The 25,426-nt window shown below is 60.8% G+C and carries 16 protein-coding genes; all 16 read right to left on the reverse strand.

Annotation, left to right across the window (positions count from 1 at the left end):
- Positions 1 to 30: 30 nt before the first annotated feature.
- The 16 genes from OKW27_RS14820 to cyoB all read right to left on the reverse strand — a co-directional run bounded on the left by OKW27_RS14820 (position 31) and on the right by cyoB (position 25,424).
- Positions 31 to 2,274: an FkbM family methyltransferase gene (locus OKW27_RS14820; RefSeq protein WP_429333939.1), complete on the reverse strand. Its 2,244-nt coding sequence runs from the start codon at positions 2,272 to 2,274 to the stop codon at positions 31 to 33.
- Positions 2,267 to 3,538, reverse strand: coding sequence for a UDP-N-acetyl-D-mannosamine dehydrogenase (gene wecC, locus OKW27_RS14825; protein WP_429334601.1), 1,272 nt, complete (start codon positions 3,536 to 3,538; stop codon positions 2,267 to 2,269). The genes OKW27_RS14820 and wecC overlap by 8 nt, the downstream gene beginning before the upstream one ends.
- Before the next feature lie 161 nt (positions 3,539 to 3,699).
- Positions 3,700 to 4,872: a chain-length determining protein gene (locus tag OKW27_RS14830; RefSeq protein WP_429333940.1), complete on the reverse strand. Its 1,173-nt coding sequence runs from the start codon at positions 4,870 to 4,872 to the stop codon at positions 3,700 to 3,702.
- Positions 4,869 to 5,531, reverse strand: coding sequence for an ABC transporter ATP-binding protein (locus tag OKW27_RS14835; protein WP_184046778.1), 663 nt, complete (start codon positions 5,529 to 5,531; stop codon positions 4,869 to 4,871). The genes OKW27_RS14830 and OKW27_RS14835 overlap by 4 nt, the downstream gene beginning before the upstream one ends.
- A complete protein-coding gene (locus OKW27_RS14840; RefSeq protein WP_429333941.1) occupies positions 5,528 to 6,346 on the reverse strand; it encodes an ABC transporter permease in 819 nt (272 codons plus the stop codon). Before OKW27_RS14840 ends, OKW27_RS14835 begins: the two co-directional genes overlap by 4 nt.
- A gap of 6 nt (positions 6,347 to 6,352) precedes the next feature.
- A complete protein-coding gene (locus tag OKW27_RS14845; RefSeq protein WP_429333942.1) occupies positions 6,353 to 7,522 on the reverse strand; it encodes a polysaccharide biosynthesis/export family protein in 1,170 nt (389 codons plus the stop codon).
- Between the two features lie 383 nt (positions 7,523 to 7,905).
- The gene (locus OKW27_RS14850; protein ID WP_429333943.1) at positions 7,906 to 9,237 is read right to left on the reverse strand and encodes an aminotransferase class I/II-fold pyridoxal phosphate-dependent enzyme; all 1,332 of its coding nucleotides are present in this window, start codon (positions 9,235 to 9,237) and stop codon (positions 7,906 to 7,908) included.
- A gap of 37 nt (positions 9,238 to 9,274) precedes the next feature.
- The gene (locus OKW27_RS14855; RefSeq protein WP_429334602.1) at positions 9,275 to 10,201 is read right to left on the reverse strand and encodes a UDP-3-O-acyl N-acetylglycosamine deacetylase; all 927 of its coding nucleotides are present in this window, start codon (positions 10,199 to 10,201) and stop codon (positions 9,275 to 9,277) included.
- Positions 10,198 to 17,862: an SDR family NAD(P)-dependent oxidoreductase gene (locus OKW27_RS14860; protein ID WP_429334603.1), complete on the reverse strand. Its 7,665-nt coding sequence runs from the start codon at positions 17,860 to 17,862 to the stop codon at positions 10,198 to 10,200. The genes OKW27_RS14855 and OKW27_RS14860 overlap by 4 nt, the downstream gene beginning before the upstream one ends.
- A 2-nt stretch (positions 17,863 to 17,864) precedes the next feature.
- Positions 17,865 to 19,397, reverse strand: a complete 1,533-nt coding sequence (locus tag OKW27_RS14865; RefSeq protein ID WP_429333944.1) for an LTA synthase family protein — start codon at positions 19,395 to 19,397, stop codon at positions 17,865 to 17,867.
- A gap of 1 nt (position 19,398) precedes the next feature.
- Positions 19,399 to 20,184, reverse strand: a complete 786-nt coding sequence (locus tag OKW27_RS14870) for an SDR family NAD(P)-dependent oxidoreductase (protein WP_429334604.1) — start codon at positions 20,182 to 20,184, stop codon at positions 19,399 to 19,401.
- Between the two features lie 233 nt (positions 20,185 to 20,417).
- Positions 20,418 to 20,714, reverse strand: a complete 297-nt coding sequence (locus OKW27_RS14875) for a hypothetical protein (protein WP_429333945.1) — start codon at positions 20,712 to 20,714, stop codon at positions 20,418 to 20,420.
- An 859-nt stretch (positions 20,715 to 21,573) separates the two neighbouring features.
- Complete coding sequence (locus OKW27_RS14880; protein ID WP_429333946.1) at positions 21,574 to 21,978, reverse strand: hypothetical protein; 405 nt, start codon at positions 21,976 to 21,978, stop codon at positions 21,574 to 21,576.
- Positions 21,979 to 22,455: 477 nt separating this feature from the next.
- Positions 22,456 to 22,797 carry a cytochrome o ubiquinol oxidase subunit IV gene (gene cyoD / locus OKW27_RS14885; protein ID WP_090805900.1) on the reverse strand — a complete coding sequence of 114 codons (342 nt, stop codon included), beginning with the start codon at positions 22,795 to 22,797 and terminating at the stop codon, positions 22,456 to 22,458.
- On the reverse strand, positions 22,798 to 23,403 hold the full coding sequence (gene cyoC, locus OKW27_RS14890; RefSeq protein WP_018425052.1) for a cytochrome o ubiquinol oxidase subunit III: 606 nt from the start codon (positions 23,401 to 23,403) through the stop codon (positions 22,798 to 22,800).
- Complete coding sequence (gene cyoB / locus OKW27_RS14895; RefSeq protein WP_429333947.1) at positions 23,403 to 25,424, reverse strand: cytochrome o ubiquinol oxidase subunit I; 2,022 nt, start codon at positions 25,422 to 25,424, stop codon at positions 23,403 to 23,405. The genes cyoC and cyoB overlap by 1 nt, the downstream gene beginning before the upstream one ends.
- Between the last annotated feature and the right edge of the window lie 2 nt (positions 25,425 to 25,426).

The raw sequence follows: 25,426 nt of genomic DNA on the forward strand, positions 1-25,426 counted from the left end.
GATATGATATTGCGAAAAATTCAACGTGAACTATCTTTCCGCTTTTAACACGCCACCCGTTAGCTCATTGAGCCGGTTCTTCAGTTCCTGAAGCTCTTGCATCAATTTGAGCGGATGAGCATTTGCGAACCGTTCACTCATATATGCAATGTTCGCGCGACGCAACAACGGGGAATCGCGCATCCATTCTTCCTTCTGCTCATAAATGCGCAATACTCGATAACCAAATGCCTGCAGGAATTGATCAACTTCCGCGAAATAGGTCTGCTGCGTTCCAGAACGATTGAAACCGACCTCGATATAAATAATGTCGACGCTTTGACTCTCGAACAATTTGCGTGCACTCGCGAGCACGTCCATTTCCTTGCCTTCGACGTCGATCTTGAGCAGATTGATCTTGCCATCGGTAAAAATCGGAGCCTGACTATCAAGGCTCACGCAGCGCGCGGTAAACACGTCATCTGGACCAATTTCTGACACGAGGTCAGCCGATAAAGCTTTGGTCATGCTCTTTGCTGGGATGAAGCGATGCGCATCGCTCGATTCAGCAATTGCGAGGTTGTACGCGTGCACGACCGGACTATCGGAGCCGGCGATCTTGCTCATGAGTCGCGCGTAGCTGTTCGGATTAGGCTCGAACAAATGCGCTTCGTGAATTCGGAATTTCTTGCTCGAACGCTTGATCTTCAGGAACACGTCGCCCACATAGGCGCCGACGTCGACGTAGATAATCGCCTTGCCGTTAAAGAACAACTCCAGATCGGCCAGCAAGTCGTCGATATCGGCATCGCCCTTATTTGCTTTGGGAACAATCGTCTGCTTCAACTTCTCTAGAGCGGCTTTTTCCTGTTCCAGCTTGACCGTGGCCTGCTTCAATGACGTCAACTCGCGCTCACGCTCTTCTGCTAAACGCGCTTGCGTCTCGCGTCCTTCGGTCAGCGATTGTTTTTCCTGCTCCAACAGCGCCTTTGTCTGTCTCAGCGCGTCGAGTTCTCGAAGGCGTTCTTCGGCGATGCGACGCTCGACTTCATGCTTGACTTCCAACGCTCGCAGTTCCTGTTCGACGGTCGCCTTTGCGGCTTGAAGAGATTCCAGTTCTTCCTGAACCAGATGAAGACTTGCCAGCAGCGACTCGTTATCGCCGCTCTTCCGAATCGACGCGTCAAGCGCGTCGCGCAATTCCATTTCGCTTTGATCGCGCTCTGCGACTAGAATCACGTTCTCTTTCTGCAATTGTGAGTTTGCCTGCTTGAACGCTTCGAGTTCGCAATTGCGTTGGTCCAGCAGACTCGCCTGCGATTCGTAGCGCGCCGATAGCATGGCTTTTTCCTGCTCCAACTTCGCCTTCGATTGCTTCAGCTCTACAACTTCGCGCGCCCGATCAGTTGCGAGCCTAAACTGTTGATCACGTTCGCGTGCGAGATTGCTCAACTGCTTGTCGGCAGCCGCACGGCGCTCCGCAAACGCGGTTTTCTGCTTCGCTTCACTGTCGCGCGCACGCTTTGCCTCATTGCGCAGTTGTTTGGCCTGACGAGCTTCAGACTCGCTGAACTGAGCGTCGACAGGCAGCAATTCGAGCATGGCCTCCGCTTCGACGACGTCGCCGGCCTCATGCAGCCGGAATGCCAACCACTTCAGACGAAACGCCTTCGGATCGAGGTCATAGGCACGGCGGGCCGCTTCCGCCGCATTTGCGCGATCGCCTTTTCCCAAGTGTCGGGCGAGTGCCGTGTAGCCTTGGGCCTGCATCGCAGGAGCGATGGGCTGTGCGCCCATCGCCTTTTCGACAGCGTTAAAACCGCCGCTTTGCCACGCCGCGATGATCTTACTGAAATCTTTGCCGCCCAGCACTGCTGGCGGAGTCCGACGAGTCGATTGACGCCATATCTTGACGAGCTTGCCGGGCACCAAAAAAAGCGAACCGGGTGCATCCACGCCCTCGATCAGAATGTTGCCTAGCCGAGCATTCAATGCGTGATTCGATTCGCGCTCGTGAATCTTCTTCTGCGCGTCGACGAGCGCCCGCAGGCGTCGGTTTTCCGCGTACATTTCCGGCAGCTCATCGGCGACCCATTTGTTCGCGATTGTGGACGCATTCGCCACATTGGGATTCGAACTGGTCGTCAGTTTGGACGCGGCAGGTTGGGCCCTGGAATAATTGCGCTCCAGCTCCTCTTGCGCATGATGAAGTTGAACGAGCAACAGCTCGTTCTCCTGCTGAAGTTCCGAGACGCGGGATTCGAACGCTTCTTTGATACCAGTATTGTTAGCCATGTTTCTTCTTCCAGACGCCGCGGGTATCGACGAGTTTTTGAAAACGGGTCAATTGCGGAGAAATGTTCTTGAACTGCGAGTGATCGACCAGCAGCACAAGAACGCTCGCGCGCTCCATCGCGGCGTTCAAATCCATTTGCGCAACGCGACGATCGGTCAGGCTCCGCGGCAGACTCTCCAGGTTCGGTTCGACGACAAAAACCTTGCCTGCGTGACGATCTGCCAACGCCTCTGCGATATGAAGGGCCGGGCTTTCCCGCAAGTCGTCGATGTCCGGCTTGAACGTGAGACCGAAGCACGCGATGCTGATGTCTGTCGCCGTCATCCTGCTTGTTTTTAGTTCCGCGATTGCTTCATCGACTTTCTGAAGCACCCATTTAGGTTTCGTATCATTGACGGAGCGCGCGGTCGCGATCAGCCTGGCGGTTTCCGGCGCGCTGTTCACAATGAACCACGGGTCAACGGCAATGCAATGACCGCCCACGCCACAACCCGGTTGCAGAATATTCACGCGCGGATGCCGGTTTGCAAGACGGATCAGTTCCCATACATCGATGCCCTGGTCGTCGCAAATCATCGACAGTTCGTTGGCGAAAGCAATATTCACATCGCGGAAACTGTTCTCGGCCAGCTTGCACATTTCAGCCGCGCGCACCTGCGTCACCACGCATTCGCCCTGCACGAACGACTTGTAAAGCGCGACTGCCGCCTCCGAGCATTTGTGCGTCATGCCGCCAATCACGCGGTCGTTGGCAACGAGTTCGTGCACGATGCGGCCAGGCAGCACCCGCTCCGGACAGTAAGCAATGCGAATGTCGGAATCGTTACCGGCTTGCTGTGGAAACGTCAGGTCGGGACGCATCTCGGCCAGCCATTGCGCGAGCTTTTCCGTGGTTCCCACTGGCGACGTAGATTCCAGAATGACGAGATTGCCTTTTGCAAGCACTGGCGCGAGCGATTTCGCTGCGGCCTCGATGCAACTCACGTCGGGCTTCTGCTCGGACGTCAACGGCGTCGGCACCGCAATCACGAACGCATCGGCGGGCTCTGCTTGCATGGTCGCGCGCAAATAACCCGCGCCAACCGCCGCCTGAACCAGAATATCCAATTCGGGTTCGACGATATGAATATTTCCCCGATTGATGGTATCGACGACATATTCCGAAACGTCGACACCGATCACTCGCATTTTTCGCGACGCGAACAGCGTTGCAGTCGGCAAACCGATATAGCCTAGACCTATTATTGATATTGTTTTCAAGATACGTTCACCGGAATTTTCGCAAATGCGCTGAGGTGCTGCGCCGTTACGCTGACTTTCTTGTCAATGTTCTGATTGTTGTTTAACAAATTGAGCCGAGGCGCCCTTTTTGGTCGTCCCAGTCGTTTTCGGACGACAATCAGGGTTCTCACGCTTTGCCGATCTCAATCCACGTGATCGAGGATGATGCTTTCGAGCAGCTTGATTACGCCGATCAATGCCAGCGTGATAAGCAGTGTGATAAGCACGTTATAGAAGCGTTGCGGCTCCATCGGATAGGATGGCGTGGTCGGAGACTGGAGAATCGAAACCATTTTAAGTTTGCGCGCCGCGTCCATCCGCCCTTGCTCCAGTGAAGACAGTGCGGTTTTATAGAGGTCTTGCGTGAAATTGACCTGCATTTGCAAACGCTGGAATTCTTCAACCGTGTAATTCAGTGTCCGGCTCTTAGGCGACGCCAGTTCGGCACGCTTCAGCGCAATCTGCTGCTCCAGAGCGGCGAGATTCTTCTTAAGCATCACGACGGTCGGCTGATTCGGGCTGAGGTTTGCAGGCAGCGAGGCAATCTGCGTCTGAAGGTCCGTCTTCTGTCCTTCCAATCTGTCGATAATGGTATCCATATTGCCCGCCGTGGACGCAGGCGCCGCCAGCCCCTTCTCGTTCTGGAAGTTCAAAACGTCTCGCGACGCATCGAGGAAACGATCGTGTGCGAAAGTTACCTGCTTCTGCAGAAAATCAACCTGCGACTGTGCGAGTTGATGTCCAAGCTCGTTCATATGCTGCTCGCCCAACTTGACCATCAGCGCAACGATCGCCTTTGCGGTTTTCGCGTCGTAGGCCTGAGCTTGAATGCGCAATACACCGCTGTAGTCGTCGTATTCAACGTCGATGCGGTTTAGCCAGTATTGGAAAAACCATTCTTCCGGCCCATTCTTAAACCACATACGTGAGATTGGGTCGCGGTGCCAATTGCTGTAGTGCGACCGCAGATCGAGAGCGGCGTCCAGTTGGTCAAGCATGTCCTGGGACAGCAAATACTCACGCAAAAGGAGCTGATCGGCGCTATTGGCAGTCCCCCCGGCGGCGCTGAGTGCAGAAATTGCGACGCTAGGCCCATTGACCTGGTCCGTTCGCTGGATAATCACTGTCGCTTGTGAAACATAGCGATCAGAAGCCACGAGTACCCAATATGGCACCGACACGATTGCGAAGATGATCATCAAGCGAATGATCAGCTTAAAGAGCCGGAGGGAAAACAATGTGTTTTTTACTTTATCGTAGGCTGCAGTCCATCTACCGGACGAACGCCAATTTTCGATTGCTACTGTTTCTTTCATGGGAGAAGTTTCGTTTTGTAGGCGTTCAATCCTTGCTCCAGATCGTCGAACCAATATGCCTGGCCCTCGTCGATCCAGATCGCCGACTGACAAAATTGTTTGAGCGTCGCTTCGTCGTGAGAAACCATGATCACGCTTGCGCGACTCGTTCTGTTTTTGAAGGCTTCAGCAGTCTTTTTCCTGAATCGGGCGTCGCCGGCAGCCGTGACTTCGTCGGAAATAAATACGTCGAAGTCAAACGCGAGCGACAACGCAAACTGCAGACGCGACCGCATCCCGGAGGAATATGTCGTGACGGGCTGATCGAACGCGTCACCCAACTCTGCAAAGCTCTGAATGAACTCTAGTCTGTCCGAAAGTTCGTCCTGATGTCCGTGCACGCGACACACAAATTTTGCGTTCTGGCGTCCACTCAGCGTTCCTTCCAGCCCGCCCGCACCCATGGGCCACGAAACCTTGCATAGGCGTTGAACGCGACCCTTATTCGGAAAATCGATACCGCCGATGATTCGTAAAAGTGTCGATTTTCCTGCGCCATTGCGTCCAATCAGAGCGACACTCCTCGTTGTAGGAATCGTCATAGTGATGCCGCGCAGCACCCACTTTCCTGCCCCATGCTCAGACACGTAACGCTTATGAACATTTTCGATGAGAATCACCGCATCACCAGCTTTTTCGAAAAACGCCTGTACAAAGCCAAGCCAAGCAAATTGAGCCCCAGCGCCCATGCGTACAAATAGCCCAACCTAATCCCCTCCATGGTTCGGTACGACGGCATAAAGCCCTGCCTCATCAATTCGAGACCATTCACGATGGGATTTGCGGCAAAGATGTACTGATAGGGTTCCGGCACGAGGATCGACAATGGAAGCAGTGCACCCGATATGTAATAGAGCGGCAAATAGATGATCTTGAAGATGTGGTCAAGTTCGCGCACGAAGCGCATGGCCACTGACGTGGCCAAACCGAAGCCCAGACCAAGCAACCAAAGCCCAATGACGCTCGCCATCACCATCAGCGGATCTTGGGGAAGCCAGATCGGATTGAGAAGGTCTGGCGTGATCGCATGGTCTGTGGCAATCACAATGCACATCAGGACAATAGCAACCGGCACCATCAGGAACAGTTCGAGAACTGCCCGGACGATGGCGACATCGAAAGGCTTCACCTGCCGATAAGCGAAGAAGGCCTTGTTCGAGTCAACTCCATGCAGCACCTGAGTCCACGTGCGACGCCAGAGCAGAAACCCGATGAAGCCGGCGATGATCCACATGTTGATCCCAATACCACCCACCTGTCGAATACGAAGCGTCTCGAATCCGAATGCGTGAAGCGATATGTAGATAATCGGTTCGAGTAGCAGCCAGAACCACGCCGCGCGCGCCTCAAAAAGGCGATCTAGCGCCTCCCTCAAAAACAGGGCGCGCCAGACAGCGAATGTGACCTCAAACGGCGTACGAATTTTTTCCGTCATAACCCGTTACTGCAAATCATGAGTAAACGTCACCGTCGGATCGGCAACTATGACGACATACGTCAGGAATTTGCGGAATTCGGCACCAGGCGAGTTCGAAACATAAACGACGTCGTGATTCTGAATCGGGAAATTCTGCGTGACGAAGAACGCCGCTGGATCGCGAAGGTTGATTTCGTACACGACCGGCACCTTGCCATTGCTTGCCTTCACCGAAGGATCGGTCTTGTCCAGCAGCTTCGCGTCTTCGAAGCGGAATACAAAAATCGCGCGTGCGTCCGCGCGACTGTCGTTCAGCCCGCCTGAACGCGCGAGCGCCTGCGCGAGAGAAATGCCCTGTGCCTCGAAGGGAACTTCGTCGTTCTTGCCCGTTGCGCCCAGCACCGAGAAGGTCTGCGGCTGGAACAACGCCGTCACCACGTCGCCCGGCTTGAGTATCACGTTCTGCTTCGGATCGCGAATCACGGCATCGAGCGCCATCGTCGCTGTCGTGTCACCGCGCGAAAGCTGCACTGCCATATGGCTGACGGGCTGCTTCAGACCGCCTGCAAACGCGATCGCATCCAGCAGACGCTCGCCCTTCGGCGTGATCGGCATCATCGTGCTCGTATTGACTTCGCCGACGATCGTGACATTCGACGCATTGTTCTTGGTCACGCCCACGAGCACTTGCGGCTGATTCGCCTTGCCTTTGAGATGGCTGACGATGCTCGACTCGATTTGTTCGGTCGTGCGGCCGGCCACGCCGATGCGGCCCGCGAACGGAATTGAGATGGTGCCGTCGGCCGCCACCATTTGCGTCGGCAGCGTGATGCTATTCGACGTGCCGGCTCCAGCCGACGGCAGCGAAACCGGCGACATCGAGCCAAACAACATCGCAGGCGGCGCTTCCCAGATTGTGACTTCGATCACGTCGCCCAGGCCAATCACATAGTTATTGGCCGTCTTGCTCACAAAGACATCGGAGAACTGGCCGAGTTGCTTTCCGGCCGCGAGCTTGCGCGCGATCGCGTCGTCGACGTCGATGATCCGGATGCCTTCGACGTTGCCCGCTGCGCTCTGCTCCTGTATCTGCTGACGGCTCGGTCCCGACGCCGGCAACCATCCTGGAAATGTCCCGCACCCCGAAAGCGTTAGCACAGCGGGAAGGCAAAGTACCAAAATATTTTTCTTCATGAACCGTGAATTCTGGATCTGGCGTTGTCTTTCCGCCGGACTTGCCGCAAGGCTCACCACGCATGACCCTATCAGCCAGCGCCTCGCGTTACGCAAGCCCGCCCGGTTGAGCGCGCCTTTTAAAAATCATTCCGAAGTGTCGGCAGAGCGGTTGGTAATTTATGGAATTAATCCACGGTCTCACCGTCCGGCGACAAGCCAGTTTCGCCAACGGGTACGGACGAATCAAATTTCCAACGTGAAAACGGACGCAAGGCAACGGGGCATGCCGCCACTCACAAACGGAAATTCAATCACCTTCTATTTACGGCCAGTCCATCCGCGACCTTGACTGCTTTCACGCCGCGCCGACGAAAAAAGCATCAGCGAAGTAACGACAACCGTCACCGCCCCGCCAACCGCGCCACCGCCGCCACCGTCCGGCTAATCTGCTCCGCCTCATGCGTCGAACAGATAAAAAACCGCAACCGCGCCGCCTTCTCCTCAACAGCCGGATAAAAAATCGGCTGCACGTTGATGCCTTGCTCGAACAGCGCATTCGCCCACTGCGCGGCCTTCAACGAGCTGCCCGTAATTACCGGCACGACCGCGTAGCCCGCGCTCGTGCCGACATTGAGCCCGGCCCCGCGCGCTTCGGAAAGAAACTGATGCCCCCGCTCCCGCAATTGCGCGACCCGTTCCGGTTGCGCAATCAAACTTTCAAGCGCCGCAAGCGATGCTTCAGCGAGCGCCGGCGCAAGCCCGACGCTATACAAAAATCCCGGCGCCAGATGACGCAGCATGTCGGCGAGCGGCTGGCAACCGGCCATAAAACCGCCGCAGCCCGCCAGCGTCTTGCTCATCGTGCCCATCCACAGATCGACGCGATCGGGGGCCACGCCGCACTGCTCGCGAATGCCCCGTCCCGTCGCGCCAAGCACCCCGAGCGAATGCGCTTCATCGACCAGCAGAAACGCACCGTGCCGCTCCTTCACCTCACAAAAGCGCTGCAGATCGGGAAAGTCGCCGTCCATGCTGTACAGCCCTTCGATCGCGATCAGCACATGACGATACTCGCGGCGCACGCGCGTGAGCAGCTCGTCGAGCGCCCGCCAATCGTTGTGCGCGAAGCTCAGACGCTTCGCACCGCTCAGTTGCGCGCCCTGCACGATACTGTTGTGCGCGAGCGCGTCGTGCACGATCAAATCACCAGGCCCGAACAGCGAACCAATGACGGTCACATTCGTGGCATGGCCGCTCACGAATGCGACGCAGTCGTCCGTTTCATAGAACTCGGCGAGCGCTCGTTCGAGTTCGCGATGCACGGGCCGCTCGCCCGCAACGATGCGGCTCGCCGAAGCGGACGTGCCGTAACGGTCGATGGCCGCCTTCGCGCGCGCCGCGATGACCGGATCACCTGCGAGTCCGAGATAGCTGTAGTTCGCGAAGTTCACATACTCGCGCCCACCTATCTGCGTTGTCGCACCCGCAATGCCGTCGTGCACGCGAAAAAACGGCGACTCGACGCCCAGCGTCTCGCCCATCTCGCGCATCAGCTTGACCTGCTGGAATTGCGGCATCGCTTCGAAGCGGCTGCGCGCAGACAGCGTCTGCGCGGCCTGCGCCGCCAGACCATCAGGCTCCCCAGGCGCCGCAACCGCATCGGTCGCGCGCTCCAGTTGCCGCTTCAGCGCTTTGGCCGCCAATTGCTGGCGTAGTGTTTCCCCGAGTCCCATGTAATCCGATCTAACCTGTTTATGTGGCGTGCCTGCGTTATGCGTGCGCCTTGACCCACTCGTATGCGCCCGGTGTGCCCAACAGCGCCGCGAGCAGCCGATAGTTCATTTCATGCGTTGGCCGCCGCGCGCTCACGTGGCCCAGCAACGGTGCACCGGCGAGCGCGAGATCGCCGACCAGATCAAGCACGCGATGCCGAACAAACTCGTCGGGCTGACGCAGTCCGCCGACGACACGTTTGCCGACAATTGCCGCCGTGCATGACATCCGTGCGCCGCGCAGAATGGGCCAGCCGCGCAGATAGCCCACGACGATCGCGGGCACCGCCCATTTGATCTGCCCATACGAGCGCGACGACGCGATCTCATCAGCAAAGGCGCGCGGCGTGAGCCGGCCGTGCCATTCCATGTCGCCGAACCCCTTGAGGTCGTTGTTGTGCACGCTGAGCGCATAGTCGTCGGCGGGCTCGACGCGCATTTCACGGCGCGCGGCGCCCTCACCGTCGGCGACGCTCACAGTCTCGAGCACGCGCAAGAAGCGCTTCGGCTGCGGCAGCGCGGTGCGCCCGCATGCCAGGATCGCATCGATCCATGGCTGCGCGCTGCCGTCGAGAATCGGCACTTCTTCAGCGTCGAGTTCGACGATCGCGTGATCGATCTCGCACGCGAGCAACGACGCGAGCAGGTGCTCGACCGTGCGCACGCCGAGGCCATCCTTCGCGCGCAACATCGTGCAGAGCGGCTGCCCCTGGCGCAACGACGGATCGGCGGCCACCGTGCCGAGCGCTTGCCCCTTGTGCAGGCGCCGAAACACGATGCCGTGTCGTCCGCCCGCCGTCGCCGAGGTCTCGACGGGCAAAATGCGCACGTTCACGCGCCGCCCGGTGTGCAAGCCGTGCCCCGACAGTTCGAGCGGCCGCGCCAGCGTGCCTTCGCTCGGCCGCCAGCCCGCAGGCAGCTTCACTCCGCAAACGCCGGCGTCGACTGACATGACCCGTCTCCCTGTTGATCCTGATCGTTGTTGCCCGCGTTTCGATTACGTTCGAGCAGCGCGCGCGCCTCGTTCTCGTCGAGCGCGTGGCGCGCGGCCAGCGCCGCGAATTCCTCGATCGCGTCATTCGCGGCCCCCTGCGTGCCGGGCTCGTTTTCGCCGCTCTCGTCGTCGAGCATGTCGACGATGCGCACGGCGAGCGTGTGCACCGTCGCGCCTTCCGCAATCGCCATGATCGACAGCTTCACGCCGAACGACTCCTCGACCGCCATGCCGAGTTCCATCCCCATCAGCGAGTCCATGCCGAGATCGAGCACCGAGCGGTCGAGCGCGACGCGCTCCGGCGACATGTGCAGGATGCGCGCGATGTGGCCGCGCAACGCGGTCTCGACCGCCGTGACTGCATCGGCCTTCGGCAGAGCGCGCAACTGTTCGAGCAGTGCGCCGTCCTCGCTCGTTGTCTCGCTAGCGCCGCCGCCTTGCAATGCCATGTAGCGACGCGCCTGCGCGGCGGGCATGCCGCGCGCGATCGCCGCCCAGTCCAGACGCACCACACCCTCGCCGACCGCACCGCTTGCGAGCGCGCGCTCGAGCGCCGTCATCGCCTCGTCAGAGGTGATCGACGCACCGCCGATGCGCGCCTGCAGCGCTTCACGCGTCGTGCTGTTGCGCGCGAGGAAACCGACGTCCTCGATCGGCCCCCACGCCATGAAAGTGGCGGGCAGCCCGGCCGCGCGGCGATGGGCGACAAGCGCTTCGAGAAAGCTGTTGGCCGCCACATACGCGCCCTGGCCCGGATTGCCGAGATAAGTCGTGGCCGAGGAATACAGCACGAAGAAGTCGAGCGCGCAGCGCTGCGTCGCGCGGTGCAGATTCCATGCACCCGCAACTTTGGGTTCGAGCACGGCGAGCATGCGCGCGTCGTCGATGTTGCGCAGCAGGCCGTCGTCGATGCGCATCGCGGAGTGCAGCACGCCCTTGAGCGGCGTTCCGCGCGCCTCGATGCGCTCGATCAGACCATCGAGCGCCGCCGCATCGGTCACGTCGCACGACACCACCGTCACGGTCGCGCCATGCTCGGCACGCCAGCGTTCGAGTTCCTGCTGCTTCGCCGAGTCGAGTGCGCCGCCGCGGCTCGCGAGCGTCACGTGACGCGCGCCGCGCGCGATCATCCAGCGCGCGCTTGCGTAACCGAGACCACCAGTTCCGCCGACGATCAGATACGCCGCCTCCGGGTCGAGGCGCAGCACGGGCTGCACGACGCCCCGCGTGGGCGCCGGCGTACCCGACGGATAGGTGACGAGCACCTTGCCGATCTGGCGCGCCTGCTGCATGTAGCGGAACGCCTCCTCCGCACGCGCGGCCGGGAAGGCACGATACGGCAACGGATGCAGCACGCCGTTCACGAAGAGCGCCATCACTTCCTCGAAGAGGCGCGTGGTGAGTGCGGGCAGCACGCCCATGAGCTGATCGGCGTCGATGCCGAAATAGCTGATGTTGTTGCGGAACGGCCGCAGGCCGATCTGGCTGTTCTCGTAGAAGTCGCGCTTGCCGAGTTCAAGGAAGCGGCCAAACGGACGCAGCGTGTCGATGCCGCGCACCATCGCCTCGCCCGCGAGCGAGTTGAGCACGATGTCGACGCCCTCGCCGTTCGTGCAGGCGCGCACCTCGTCGGCGAACGCCAGGCTGCGCGAGTCGAACACACGATCGGCGCCGAGCAGGCGCACGAACTCGCGCTTCTCGTCGGCGCCAGCGGTGGCGAACACTTCCGCGCCGAGATGGCGGGCGATCTGGATCGCGGCAATGCCGACACCACCCGCACCACCGTGAACGAGCACGCGCTCACCGCGGCGAAGCCTTGCGAGCTCGCACAGTGCGTAATACGCGGTGAAGAAGGTCGTGGGAATCGTAGCGGCTGCTTCGAACGAAATCGTTTCGGGCTTGCGCGCGATCGCGCTCGCACGCGTGACCACGCGCGTGGCGAACGAAGCCGGCGCGAAGCCGAGCACCGCGTCGCCGGGCTCCCAGCCTTTGACGCCCGCGCCGACGCGCATGATGCGGCCCGAGAGTTCCATACCGATCGTCGCGCCCGCGAAGCCGGTTTCGACCGCTTCGTCGGAGAGCAGGCCCATCGAATACATAACGTCGCGGAAGTTCAGACCGGTCGCCATCGGCGCGATCTCGACTTCGCCTGGACTCAGTTCGCGCTCGGGCAACGCGAACCATTCGAGGTTGCGTAGCGAGCCGGGCATATCGAACGCCAGCACGGCGGGCACGGGGTCGGCCACCTGCTCAGCCGTGGATTCGTCGCGGGGAGTCTGCCGTTCGGCTGTTTGCGCCGGCAGCATGCGCGGCACGTAGCGGCCCTGCGCCGTGAGCAGCACCTCTTCCTCGCCGTCATCGTGCGTGAGCGCGTGCGCCAGTTGCGATACGGCCTCGCCATCCGCGCCCGCCACGTCGATAAGGCGCAGCGCAAGCGTCGGGTATTCGTTCGCCATCACGCGGCCAAGGCCCCATAGGCTCGCCTGCTCGGGCTGCGCCGCTGTGCCCGAGCCTTGACTGAACGGCGCGCCTCCGCGTGTCACCACGGACAGGCGCGCCAGCGCGGCCACGCCGGCTGCGTCGAATTCGCGTGCGAGCATGGCGAGCGCGAGCACGCCGTCCTGCTGCGCGCGCATGATGTCGGCGCCGCTGGCGTCGTCGAGCTGTACGAGCGGTGCCACGAACACGATCTGCGCTTGCGTGTTCTTGCGTTCGAGCCATGCGGCCGCTTCGCGCACGCTCGTCGCTTCAACCTGGCAGCCAAAGCGCTCGAGCTCTTCCGCGAGCGCAGACCCGAACGCGTCGTTGCCGCTCTGCACGATCAGCCACGGCTGCGCGTCGGTCGAACTGGGTTGCATCTGCTGAGCGGACGCAGGCTTGCGCGCGACCATCAGCGTCGGCGCACCTTCGAGATCGAGGCCCTGCTCTGAGTGACGCACGACGTCCTGCAGACCGGCGCGTTCGCAAAGCGTGCGAAGCGCGGCCGGTGCGAGCGCGCCGTAGGCCTGTGCGGCGACCTCGTGGCCCGCCACGCCGAAGACGATGTCGGCGAAACGGCTGGGGCGCGCGTCGGCGAGCACGACTACCCCTCCCGGCGCGAGCCGTTCGGCAATTGCTTGCAGCGTGGAGAGTGGATCGGCCTGTTCGCCGATCATGCGATTGACGACGATCACGTCGAACGGCGCGGCGTCACGGTAATGCGTGAAAAGCGGTTCGTTCTCTCCGAGCTGCAGCGTCTGAACGTGCGCGTGCGCTTCCGCGTCGAGCGCGGCGAGCTGCTGGTGCGTGCCTGCAATCACGTGTTCGCACCGCGAAGCCGGCACGCCGATGTCGAGCGGCTGGAGCACTTCGACGCTCGTCGCGCCGATTTCCAACATGCGCAGGCGACGAGTGCCCGGCCACGCTGCCAGCGCTTCTTTCGCGCAGGCGGCGAGCATCGCGCGGGCATGCGACCACGTGGGCGAAGCGTCGAAAAACTGCTCGACGAGGCTGCGCCCCGTCGGCGACAGCAACGCGGGCGCATCGGCATCGGATGCTCCATCGCGCAGCACGCGTGGCAGCGCCGCGCCCACGTGCGCGAGCAGTGTCAGTTCGGCGACGTGCGCGGGCGAAGTCGCCAGCACATCGCGCCACAGCGCATCATGCGAAGGCATCGCCGCGAAGGCGGCCGCGTCGTCGCGCACGAGACGCTCGCCCTCGAAGCGGGCGAGTCCGTCTTCCACGACGATCTGCGCAAGGCGCGCGAGCAGTGGCGTATTGGCGAGCGTGGGCAGCACGAGCTGCGCGAATGCGCCGATCGCTTCTAGCGCGTTCAACGCGTACAGGCCCGCGAGCACGTCGAGCAACGGCAGCGTTTCGGTCAAGTGACGCGTACGTTGCGCGCTGTCCTCATGCGAAGCGAGACGCGCGCTCGCACGTTCGACGAGCGCAGCCGGCGTGGGCAGCGCGGCGGCCGTGAAGCCCTCAGGCAGCGGACGCGCTTCAAGCGCGTAGGCAAAGCGCGCCGGTGCGGCGTGGCGTCGGCCCGTAAGGTCGACGCGGCGGAAACGGCACGCAGAAAGACGCGCGACGATTGCATTGTCGGCGTCGAGGAATTCGAACGACGCAACGATCGAATGCGGGCTGCGCCGCTGCACACGCGCCAGCACACGCCGTACCGAGTCGCCACGCAGAAAGTCGACGCGGCCGATCTGTACCGGCACGAAGGCCGCTCGCGCTTCGCCTGGCGCGGCGCCGGCCTGGCCCAGCACGGCGAAGAGCGGATGAAAACCGCTGTCCATCAGCGCGGGATGCAGCAGCCAGCCGGCCACCGCGTGCGCGCCGGCAAGCACCTGCGGCACTTCAAAGTCAGCGAGCGCGTCGTCGCCTTGCACCTGCACCTTGTGCACCCAGCGGAACGCCGGACCATAGCTCAGACCGATAGCGGTCGTGCTTGCGTAGAGGGCGCCGCCGGGCGTCGCGGGGATAGCTTCGAGGCGCGCCAGCACCGATTCATCGGCCGTGCTCTGCGCGCCTAGCGTGCTGCCGCTTTCGAGCAGGCGGCCCGTCACGTTGAGATTCCACGGGCCGTCGCTCATGCGCTCGCGCGTCTCGATCGTAAACGACGCGGTGCGCGCGTCGATCACGAAGCGCAACAGCTTCGCGTGCTGCGGCTGGAACACGACCGGCATGCGGATCTCGAGGTTCTCGAGCGCGACGTCCGACGTGCGGAAGAACACGCGCGCAGCGGCCAGCGCCATTTCCACGTAGCCCGCGCCCGGAAATGCAACGCCACCATCGACGACGTGATCGGCGAGCATCGGCACGCGCTGCGGATCGAGCTGGTTTTCCCATGCAAACGCATGCTCGTGCAGACGGTAGCCGAGCAGCGGATGATCGACGCGGCGATTCACGAGGTTGTAGCCCTCGATGGTGGCCGTCTGCCAGTGGCGTTCGCGCTGCCACGGGTAAGTCGGCAGCGCCACATGTGAGCCCTGAGACGCCACTGGCACGAAGCGGTCGACATCGACGCGCGCGCCGTGCGCGACCGCCGATAGCGTCGAATGCGCGAGCATCTGCGCGCTGTCGTGATGGCGCTTGAGTGTGGGCACGACCTCACCGGCGAGATTCAGGCTCGCGAGCGTCTGCTTGACGTAGTGGCGCAGAATCGAGTGCGGGGCGATTTCGATGAACACGCTTACGCCTGTATCGGCGAGACGCGTGAGCGCTTCGCCAAAACGCACCGGCTCGCGGATGTTGCGCCACCAGTAGCCTGCGTCGAGCGACGTGCCGGCAAGCGTGTCGCCGGTGACAGTCGAGACGTAGCGCTTCGTGCCTTCGCGCGGAGCCAGATCGGCGAGACCGGCGCGCACGACCGGCTCGATGGCGTCCATGCGGCTGCTGTGGAACGCGTAATCGAGATCGAGCAGCTGGAAGAAGCTGCCGTTCGCGGCGAGCGAAGCGCCGATCGCTTCGAGTTCTTCGGGCGATCCGGCCAGCGTGACGGCTTCGGGGCTGTTGGTGCCGGCCAGCTCGACCATCTCCGCGAGACCGAGGTGTGCGATCAACTGCCGTGCCTCGGCTTCGCCAATGCCCGCCGCAGCCATCTTGCCGGTGCCGCGCGTCAGGCCCTGCGCGCTGCTGCGAACGCGGATCACGCGCACGGCCTGGGCAAGCGTCAGCGCGCCCGATGCCCACGCGGCCGCGATTTCACCAACGCTATGACCGACCGCCGCGTCAAAGCCGAGGCCGCGCGCTTCGAGTGTGCGCGTGATGCCGACCTGAATCGCGAAGAGTAGCGGCTGCGCGTTCTCCGTCGCGGCGAGCCATTCGGCGCTCGCGCCGGCGCGCAGCACGTCGACGAGCGAGTCGCTGCCGTCGGCACGCCAAAGCACGTCGACTTCGTCGAGCGCCGTGCGGAACACTGCGTCTTCCGCATAGAGCTGCTTGCCCATGCCGGCCCACTGGCAGCCGTTGCCCGCGTAGACGAACGCCACCTTGGCGGCCGTCGCTACGGCCTGGCCGCGAGCGACGTAAGCCGGGAGCGCCTGATTGGACGAATCCGCGAGCATCAGGAGTGCGGCGCAACCCGCTTTCAGGTCGGGCGGCGCAATGACCACGCGCTGTTCGAGCCATTCACGGCGGCGCGCGGCGCCGGCCGCGAGCGCGGCCCAATCGGCGCCGTTCTGCAAACACGCGAGATAGCGCGCGGCAAGTGCGGCGAGCGCATCCTGCGAGCGCGCCGTGAGAACGAGCGGCGGCAACGCTCCACGCGCGGCCGGCGTGCTGCCCATGACAGGCGCGGCGGGCGCGGCTACCCTCACCGCCTCCGCTAGCACGACGTGCGCGTTGGTGCCGCCGAAGCCGAACGAGTTGACGCCAATCGTCAGCGGCGCACCATCACGCCGCGAGAGTGGGGTGAAGCGGTCGACGACGCGTAGGCGTCCGCCCTCGAAATCGATGGCGGGATTGGGCGTTTCGAAATGGAGCGAGCGTGGCACCGCGCCGTGCTTCAGGCAGAGGATCGCCTTGAAGAGGCCGGCCATGCCCGAGGCGGTTTCGAGGTGCCCGACGTTGGTCTTGACCGAGCCGATCAGGAGCGGATCGTCGGCCGGACGGCCGCCCGCGACTGCCTCTATTAGCGCGCGCGCCTCGATCGGGTCGCCGACTGCGGTACCAGTGCCGTGGGCTTCCAGATAGGCGAGCGAGCGCGGATCAACGCCCGCGCGGCGGTAGACCGAGCGCAGCAGTTCGGCCTGCATGGCCGTCGTCGGCACACTGATACCGCCGTGCGAATGGCCGTTGGAATTCACGCCCGAACCGGCGATGACCGCGTGAATTGTGTCGCCGTCCGCAAGCGCGCGCTCGAGCGGCTTGAGCAGCACGAAGGCGCCGCCCTCGGCGCGTACATAGCCGTCGCCGGTCGCGTCGAATGCACGGCAGCGGCCTCGCGGCGACAGCATCGACGCCTTCGAGAAGCTCACGAAGCCAAACGGATGGAGCAGCAGATTGACGCCGCCCGCGAGCGCCATTTCGGTTTCGCCCGACTGCAATGCCTGCACGGCCTGATGCAGCGCGACGATCGACGACGAGCAGGCAGTGTCCACCGACATGCTCGGACCGCGCAGATCGAACAGATAGGAAACGCGATTGGACGCAATGCTGAGCGTGTTGCCCGTGGCCGAGTATGGATCGATCCAGTTCAGGTCGTCCATGCTGCGGTTGCCGTAGTCCATGCTTGCGGCGCCGACGAACACGCCGCAGTCCCGGCCGCGCATCTCCGCTGGACGCACACCGGCGTCCTCGAACGCTTCCCACGCGAGTTCGAGCAGCAGACGCTGCTGCGGGTCCATCTGGGTCGCCTCGCGCGGCGAAACGCCGAAGAAAGCGGCATCGAAACCGGCCACGTTGTCGAGAACACCCGCCGAGAACGTGTAGCTCTTCCCCGGCTCTTTCTTGGACGGATGCTGGTAGAACTCCGTGCCGAATCGATCGGGTGGCACGACGGTCACTGCGTCGCGCTCATCGCACAGCAGTTGCCAGAAGTCTTCGGGCCCGGTCACTCCGCCGGGAAAGCGACATGCCATCCCGATAATTGCTATTTTTCTTTCCATCATCATGCCGGCATGTGCTGCAATTCGTTTCGCGAGTCGGTGTCGCCACCATCGGCAGGCATCATCGCGCGCTGTATCGTGGAACCGAGAGTCTCGACACCAACATCTCGGCGCTTGCCGATGTCGCTTCCGAAATTGCGCCAAATAAAGTAATCACTGTTCGTCGGTTCCGTTTCGAGCGCATCGAATACGGAAGACATCGCAGGAACGTGATCGCCATAAAAACACAGGACCGTCGGCCGATTACGCCCGCGCAGATAGTCGGTCAACCTGCCGATCATCGCGTCCGCGTTTTCCACATGCCGAAGGTACGCGGTCAGGTCGAGCCAGCGTGCGTCGTCGCCTAGCGTGTGCCGCGATGAGGACTCCCCAGGGGAAACCGTCTCCAGATGCAAAGGGCCGTGATTTTCCATCGTGATCGCAAACGCAAACAGCGGTTTGTCATCATTGGCCTGCAGGAGGGCGATGAGCTTGTCCGCTACCGCAAGATCCCCAACGTACGGCCCCACACGAGACGCACTTTCGAAATGCTCAATGTCCAGAAAGCGGTCGAAGTGCATGTGCGCGAATGCCCGTCGACGGCCAAAGAAGTTCGCGTGGTACGGATGCAGGGCCACCGTGCGATATCCTCCGCGCCGGAAATAACCCGCCAGCGACGCGCACGCCCGGCGCACGAACATATACGGATAAAAGCGCGCGTATCCAAGTTCGACCGAGGTCAGGCCGGTGAGCATGGCGAATTCGCTGCGCATCGTATTCGCGCCCCAGGCCGGCACGGACAATTCGCCTTGCTCGAACGACTCGCGTTTTGCGCGATCGAAGTGCGCATAGGGCTCGCCGGACACGCATTCGCCGAGCCGGCGGGCGTCGAAATACGACTCGCTTTGAATGACGATGACGTCCGGATGAACGTCTGGGCGCCCGACCGAAAACGGGCTGTTACCTTCGGCGCGAGTGAACGCGCGCCGTTGCGCACTGCTCAATCCGTTGATCAAATAGGCAGCGGACGCCGAGAAAAAACCGAATCGGCGCTGGTCCGAAAAGGGTTGCAGCGTGAGCGGCAAGCGACGAGAAAGCGCGATGCACACTGGTAGACAAATCAATGCGACGACGGCCTCAGCCCATCTTTGCCTCAGCGCCACGGGACGTTCGGCAATGAACGCCCCCGCCGCTGCTCCTATTCCGACGAGCACGATGATGAGCTTGCCAAAACCAAGAAACGGCAAATAAAGGCGCGGATGCGAGAAGACCTGGCTGAAAAGGCTCAGGTCGCTGAAGACCAGCGGTTCGCGCAGCGAGGCGTATTTGGCGTTGCCGACGACCGCGAGCAAGCCAATCAACACGAACGCGACGCCCATCGAAAATAACGGCCGCCCCGTCAGTGCGATGCAACCTGCCGTCACGGCAGCGAGCGCCGCCAGATGCAGCATCAGCGCGACAGGCGGCCTACGGAGCGACGATCTTGTGACAGAGATCGCTTCAACGGCGAAGGAGCATGCGACCATGGCGGCCGCGATCATAATACCGTGCGGCACTTCACATATTCCGACGAGGGATCTGAAACAGGAGACCCAGGATTGCGTCACCGACAGCCGCTGGCAACAGGCGTAGTAACTTGAGGCCGAGCGTCAAACTGAAAGGAAAAGCGATTTCCACGCGGCGCCGAGTCAGGCGCTTCTTGATAAACAAGGCGGCCTTTTCGGCGCTCCATATGAAGGGCTTGTTGCCAGGAAAAACGTCGCTCATCCCAGTTCGCACGAAGCCGGGCATCACGACTGAAATTCCAATATGGTCGCGTGCGAGAACCGGACGCACGGAATCGCAGTACGCCACGAGCGCGGCCTTGCTCACGCAATAGGCCGGCGAGATTGCCATCCCCCTCAATCCGGCGAGCGAACTGACAATCGCGATCTGGCCGCGCCGCCGATTCCGCATGCGCTCGATGGAAGGCAGCACTGCGTGCAAAGCACCGTAGAGATTGGTATCGACGACTTCGGCAGTCCGACTAACGCCTTCCCAGTCGTCAGGTGAGCGGAGTGTGCTGGCAACGCCGGCATTGGCAATCAGCAAGTCGATTGGATGTCGCGAGTCGAAATCGAAGATCCACGCCTGAAGCGCCGCTGCATCACGGACGTCCACGCTGCCAACCACGACCTCGGCGCCGCGCGCGCGACACGCCTCGGCAACGTACTCGAGACGTTCAGCGTTTCTTCCGATTAACCCTAGCGTGATACCGGGCGCGCAATAGCTTAAGGCCAGCGCACGCCCGAGTCCGGCACTACCGCCAGTGATAACGACTACACACGGCACACTCGTTCTCACTCTCCCCCCGATCTCAAGCAATATTGTTTTGCCACGGTCTGTGAATGGATTTATTTGCTTCTTTGCAGTGGTCGCATGGACTAAAACGCGCAGACCTTCATTGAAGACATGCGAGGCCGGACAACCACTGTTTCCGCTAACGTCGATTTGAGCCAATCAAAACTTTGAAGTCGGAACGTCCGCTCTTGCCGCGCCGATCCTTTCACCGTCCTCTAGCGACGACACGGGAACATTCAATCCAGCGCAACACCGATAGTGCCGAGCGAAGAGACGTACTGAAAGAGACGAAATGGCAAGCTTGTAAGCGCCGGCAGAATGTTAGCGCAGGAAGATTCTTTCGTACCATTACAGTTGACGAATATTTCTGTAAGAGTCGCGTCTTCACAACAAACAAAAAATTTCCAGTTGTTACGATCCCAATCGATCGCCGCCCTCGCGTGAGCGATAAAAAATTTCTTCTTGCCTGCGTCGCAAATATCTGCATCTTCAACTGTCCAGCTTTGCCAGTAGCCATTGGCAGGCTTTTCCACTGAAGATCAATGCAGTAGTTCGCAAAGTACAAAATTTATTTTTCAAAATGGCACCTGAATTTCCGTAACAAGCCAGCACCGCAAACGTTTGGTCATGCTCAAATGAAGCGAAAATAGTTCAATTGGGACAATTGTTAAAATAGGTTCGCGGCCTCCAATCTGAAGCGCAACACCTGTTTCGATCCGATTCGTTCGTTCGCCATCCATACGATAGACGTGCGCCACGCTCGCAGCACTTTCGATGGTTGATCGCGTCTCTCGCACTGTTTGCTGAGGACGTCGATCGTTTGCGCCAGCGCGATCGATTCGGCTCACCTCGAGGCCGGTTTCCACTCGTGGAGCGACGATCTACGTATCCGATCCCACGTGCGTTATCTTGATGATCATCCAGTGCCTATTGGCGCCGGAGTAATTGGGAGGTGCCCGCGCCGATGTTCGCGCTTGACCTCGACTGAGTTTCCCGCGTGGACTCCATCGGCGAGTTGGCCCCTGGAGGCGCAGGCACGAATACAATTAAACTACAGCGTTAGCCCCAGTTGTCGTTGGTTTCGTTCTGCGCGTGCGCGTCAAGACATGGCAAGACGAGGTCGCGATCAAATGCACTTCACGCAGAGAAGAGCTACAGGAATGCGATCGAGACACGCCGGCGTGGCGGCTTTCGTTGGGTGCCCGCAGTTGCATGTGCGCACGAATCGACATGCACACTCAAAGCCGTCCCGCTTTCGGCACGCGCAGGACAGCGTCACCGCCTCTGTTTTAATGGCTTATGGCAGGTACCCTCGCCCGACGTCCAGTACACCGCAATAGCTTCTTCTTTCGGCACGAATTTCTTTCTCAACAATACATATAGCACCCGCACCTAAAATAGCAAAACAGGTCCTCTGTAACCATGCGCGGCCATGGCGATCAGCATCGCGGACAGCGCCGGCAGCAACAGATCTAGTACTTTGTAGGCGTCCCAGTGCCATGGGAGCCAGCCAATCGCCCAGGTGTAAGCGTGCGACTCGAAAGCAAGCAATTCTTCCTTATCCAAGGTTTCGAGTTCACACTCGAGTTTTTTGCGCGACCAATACCAGACGATTACGGCAAGGGCTCCAATTCGGAAGTCGAACAGCAGCCCAACCGGTATCTGCACCAGCAACCCTTCCAGACAGTGAGACAGGGACATGCGCCACCTTGCCGCCGCGAACCAGTCAAGTAGAGACGTCATTGGAATATCCTCCTTGTTCCAACCTGCCAATGTTTCAAATTGAATTGGCTTCATCTTAACTGCACGTTGAGTTTCCGGGTTATGCGGTATTCCGATGCTATCGCGTGCCAACTGCCGTCATGCCTCCCGCGCCGATAGCCCGTGGACGTATGTGATTTGACCAGGCTGTGCCGACACCCGAATCATGCCGCGCCAAGGTCGCGGATCAGATCGATCATGTCTTTTCTGACGGTCGAGTCGGCATGCGGTCGCAATGGGTACCCCGCCCTCCGGAGATACCACGAGTTGGAAGCGAAAGGTGGACATCGCCTTCCATACGGTTTTTGCTCATCGTCTCGCGATTCACGCTCCACGTCGGGTCTCGTCACTCGGTCACCCTCCTGCGGTTGCGCTTCGCGTCGTCCGCCGTGACCAGCGTATGGCGAGACCTGCACCAGCAGGAATGCGCCGATTCCAGGCGTACATGACAAAAGCCCCGCAAGAACTTTCATTCTTACGGGGCTTCTCTTTTGACGCTAAAGCGTTATCCGCTTAGCGCGACATCATATTCATGCTGACGTTATGCAACACCCACAACGTCCCGCCAACCACGATAACAGCGGTCAGCACGGTGAACGCAAACGCCGTCACGTTCCAGCGCTGCGACGACGACGTGTTCATGTGCAGGAAGAACACCAGATGCACGAGGATCTGCACGAACGCGAGACCCGCGATTGCGAGTAACGCACTCTGGCCCGTCAACGTGCCGGTCATCACGATCGCGAAGGCCGCGACGGTCAGAATGACGGAAAGCACGAAGCCCGCCGTATAGCTGCCGAAGCTGCCGTGACCGCCTTCCGAGTGTGCGCCATGGGCGCTATGACTATGGTCCATTTAGATCACGCTCGCAAGATAGACAAAGGTGAAAACGCCGATCCACACGACGTCGAGGAAGTGCCAGAAAAGGCTCAGGCACGTCAGACGGATCATGTCGCGTTCGGTCAGGTCGCGATGACGCATCACCTGCAGCGCCAGCACGACCATCCAGATCAGGCCGAACGTCACGTGCAGGCCGTGCGTGCCGACCAGCGTGAAGAACGACGACAGGAACGCGCTGCGGCTCGGACCCGCGCCTTCGGCGATCAGGTGCGAGAACTCGCGCATTTCCAGCACGAGGAACGCGAGGCCCAGCAGGAACGTCACGCCGAGCCAGCCGAGCAGCACGCCCTTGCGGTTCTTGTGCGCGCCGAGCATCGCGAAGCCGTACGTGATACTCGAGAGCAGCAGCATCGTCGTTTCAAGTGCGACGCCCGGAATCTCGAACAGGTCCTTGCCGCTCGGACCGCCCGCGAACTGGTGGCTCATCACCGCGAACACCGCGAACAGCGCCGCGAAGATGATGCAGTCGGTCATCAGGTACAGCCAGAAACCGAACACCGAGTGCGACGGCACATGGTCCGGCGCGAGTTGCGGCTCAACCGCAATTGTCTTCTGTAACATCAGTCCACCTCCAGCGCGACCTGCTTGCCGGCGCTTGCGCCGACACCGGCCACGGCACCAGCACCGCCGTTGCGATTCTCTTCAATCAGCGCAACAGTGTCGGCAGGAATGTAATAGCCGTCGTTGTCCATGAAGCTGTAGATGATCACGGTGGCGATCGCGCCGACCGCGCCAACGATAGCAAGCCACCAGATGTGCCACACACCGGCAAAACCGAGCACCAGCGAGAACAGACCCACCAACAGACCCGCGGACGTATTCGACGGCATGTGAATGGCGCGATACGCCGGCACTTTCACACCGCCCTTGCGCGACTTCATTTCGGTGAACGCGTCGAGCGAGCGAACGTCCGGGATATGCGCGAAGTTATAAGCCGGCGGCGGCGAACTCGTCGCCCATTCCAGCGTATGACCGTCCCACGGATCGCCCGTGAGGTCGCGGTTTTCCTTCAGGTTGCGATCGCGGATGCTGACGACCAGTTGCAGCAGTTGGCAAGCGATACCGATCGCGATCAGCACCGCGCCGAACGCGGCGGCGATCAGCCACGGATGCCAGGTCGGGTTGTCGTAGTGGTTCAGACGACGCGTCATGCCCATGAAGCCGAGCACGTACAGCGGCGTGAACGCAACCCAGAAGCCGATCTGCCAGAACCAGAACGCGGCCTTGCCGAGCTTCTCGTTCAGCTTGAAGCCGAACGCCTTCGGGAACCAGTAGTTGAAGCCGGCCAGATAGCCGAACAGCACGCCACCGATAATTACGTTATGGAAGTGAGCGATCAGGAACAGGCTGTTGTGCAGCATGAAGTCCGCGCCCGGAATCGCCAGCATCACACCGGTCATACCGCCGATCGTGAAAGTGATGATGAAGCCGATCGTCCACAGAACCGGCGTCGTGAATTTCAGACGGCCCTTGTAGATCGTAAACAGCCAGTTGAACACTTTGACGCCGGTCGGAATCGAAATCACCATCGTCGCGATGCCGAAGAACGCGTTCACGTCCGCGCCCGAACCCATCGTGAAGAAGTGGTGCAGCCACACGAGGAACGACAGCACCATGATCGCGCAGGTCGCCCATACCATCGTCTTGTAGCCGAACAGCGGCTTTTTAGCGAAGGTCGCGACCACTTCCGAGAAGATACCGAACGCCGGCAGGATCAGGATGTACACCTCGGGGTGACCCCATGCCCAGATCAGGTTCAGGTACAGCATCGCGTTGCCGCCGGCATCGTTCGTGAAGAAGTGCATGCCGAGGTAGCGGTCCAGACCGAGCAGCGCGAGCGTGACGGTCAGGATCGGGAACGACGCCATGATCAGCACGTTCGCGCACAACGAGGTCCACGTGAACACCGGCACCTTCATCCACGACATGCCCGGAGCGCGCATCTTCACGATCGTCACGAAGAAGTTCACACCGGTCAGCAACGTGCCGATACCAGAGATCTGCAGGCTCCACAGGTAATAGTCGACGCCTACGCCAGGGCTGAACTGCAATTCCGACAACGGCGGATAAGCGAGCCAGCCCGTCTGTGCGAATTCACCGATCACCAGCGAGATGTTGATCAGGATCGCGCTGACTGCCGTCATCCAGAAGCTCAACGAGTTGATGAACGGGAACGCGACGTCGCGCGCGCCGATCTGCAGCGGCACGACGATGTTCATCAAACCGATCATGAACGCCATCGCCATGAAGAAGATCATGATGACGCCGTGCGCGGTGAAGACCTGGTCGTAGTGATGCGGTGGCAAAAAGCCCGGGCTCAGGTACGACAGCGCCAGTTGCATACGCATCATGATCGCGTCGGCGAAGCCGCGCAGCAGCATGATGAACGCAACGACGATGTACATGACACCGATCTTCTTATGGTCGACGGACGTCAGCCATTCGCTCCACAAGTAGCGCCATTTGCCGAAATACGTGATTCCGCCTAGCACCGCCAGCGCGGCGAGCACCATCCCGCCGCCCGCCGTAACGATGATGGGCTCGTGATACGGAATCGCATCGAGAGTTAGTTTTCCGAACATGA

The sequence above is a fragment of the Paraburkholderia sp. 35.1 genome (assembly GCF_050436525.1).
GTDB classification, from domain to species: domain Bacteria; phylum Pseudomonadota; class Gammaproteobacteria; order Burkholderiales; family Burkholderiaceae; genus Paraburkholderia; species Paraburkholderia tuberum.

Excerpts from the sequence above, each read along its gene's own strand:
- OKW27_RS14820 (WP_429333939.1), bottom strand. The coding sequence starts at position 2,274 with ATGGCTAACAATACTGGTATCAAAGAAGCGTTCGAATCCCGCGTCTCG.
- OKW27_RS14830 (WP_429333940.1), bottom strand. The coding sequence starts at position 4,872 with ATGAAAGAAACAGTAGCAATCGAAAATTGGCGTTCGTCCGGTAGATGG.
- OKW27_RS14840 (WP_429333941.1), bottom strand. The coding sequence starts at position 6,346 with ATGACGGAAAAAATTCGTACGCCGTTTGAGGTCACATTCGCTGTCTGG.
- OKW27_RS14845 (WP_429333942.1), bottom strand. The coding sequence starts at position 7,522 with ATGAAGAAAAATATTTTGGTACTTTGCCTTCCCGCTGTGCTAACGCTT.
- OKW27_RS14850 (WP_429333943.1), bottom strand. The coding sequence starts at position 9,237 with ATGGGACTCGGGGAAACACTACGCCAGCAATTGGCGGCCAAAGCGCTG.
- OKW27_RS14860 (WP_429334603.1), bottom strand. The coding sequence starts at position 17,862 with ATGGAAAGAAAAATAGCAATTATCGGGATGGCATGTCGCTTTCCCGGC.
- OKW27_RS14880 (WP_429333946.1), bottom strand. The coding sequence starts at position 21,978 with ATGAAGCCAATTCAATTTGAAACATTGGCAGGTTGGAACAAGGAGGAT.
- cyoD (WP_090805900.1), bottom strand. The coding sequence starts at position 22,797 with ATGGACCATAGTCATAGCGCCCATGGCGCACACTCGGAAGGCGGTCAC.
- cyoC (WP_018425052.1), bottom strand. The coding sequence starts at position 23,403 with ATGTTACAGAAGACAATTGCGGTTGAGCCGCAACTCGCGCCGGACCAT.
- cyoB (WP_429333947.1), bottom strand. The coding sequence starts at position 25,424 with ATGTTCGGAAAACTAACTCTCGATGCGATTCCGTATCACGAGCCCATC.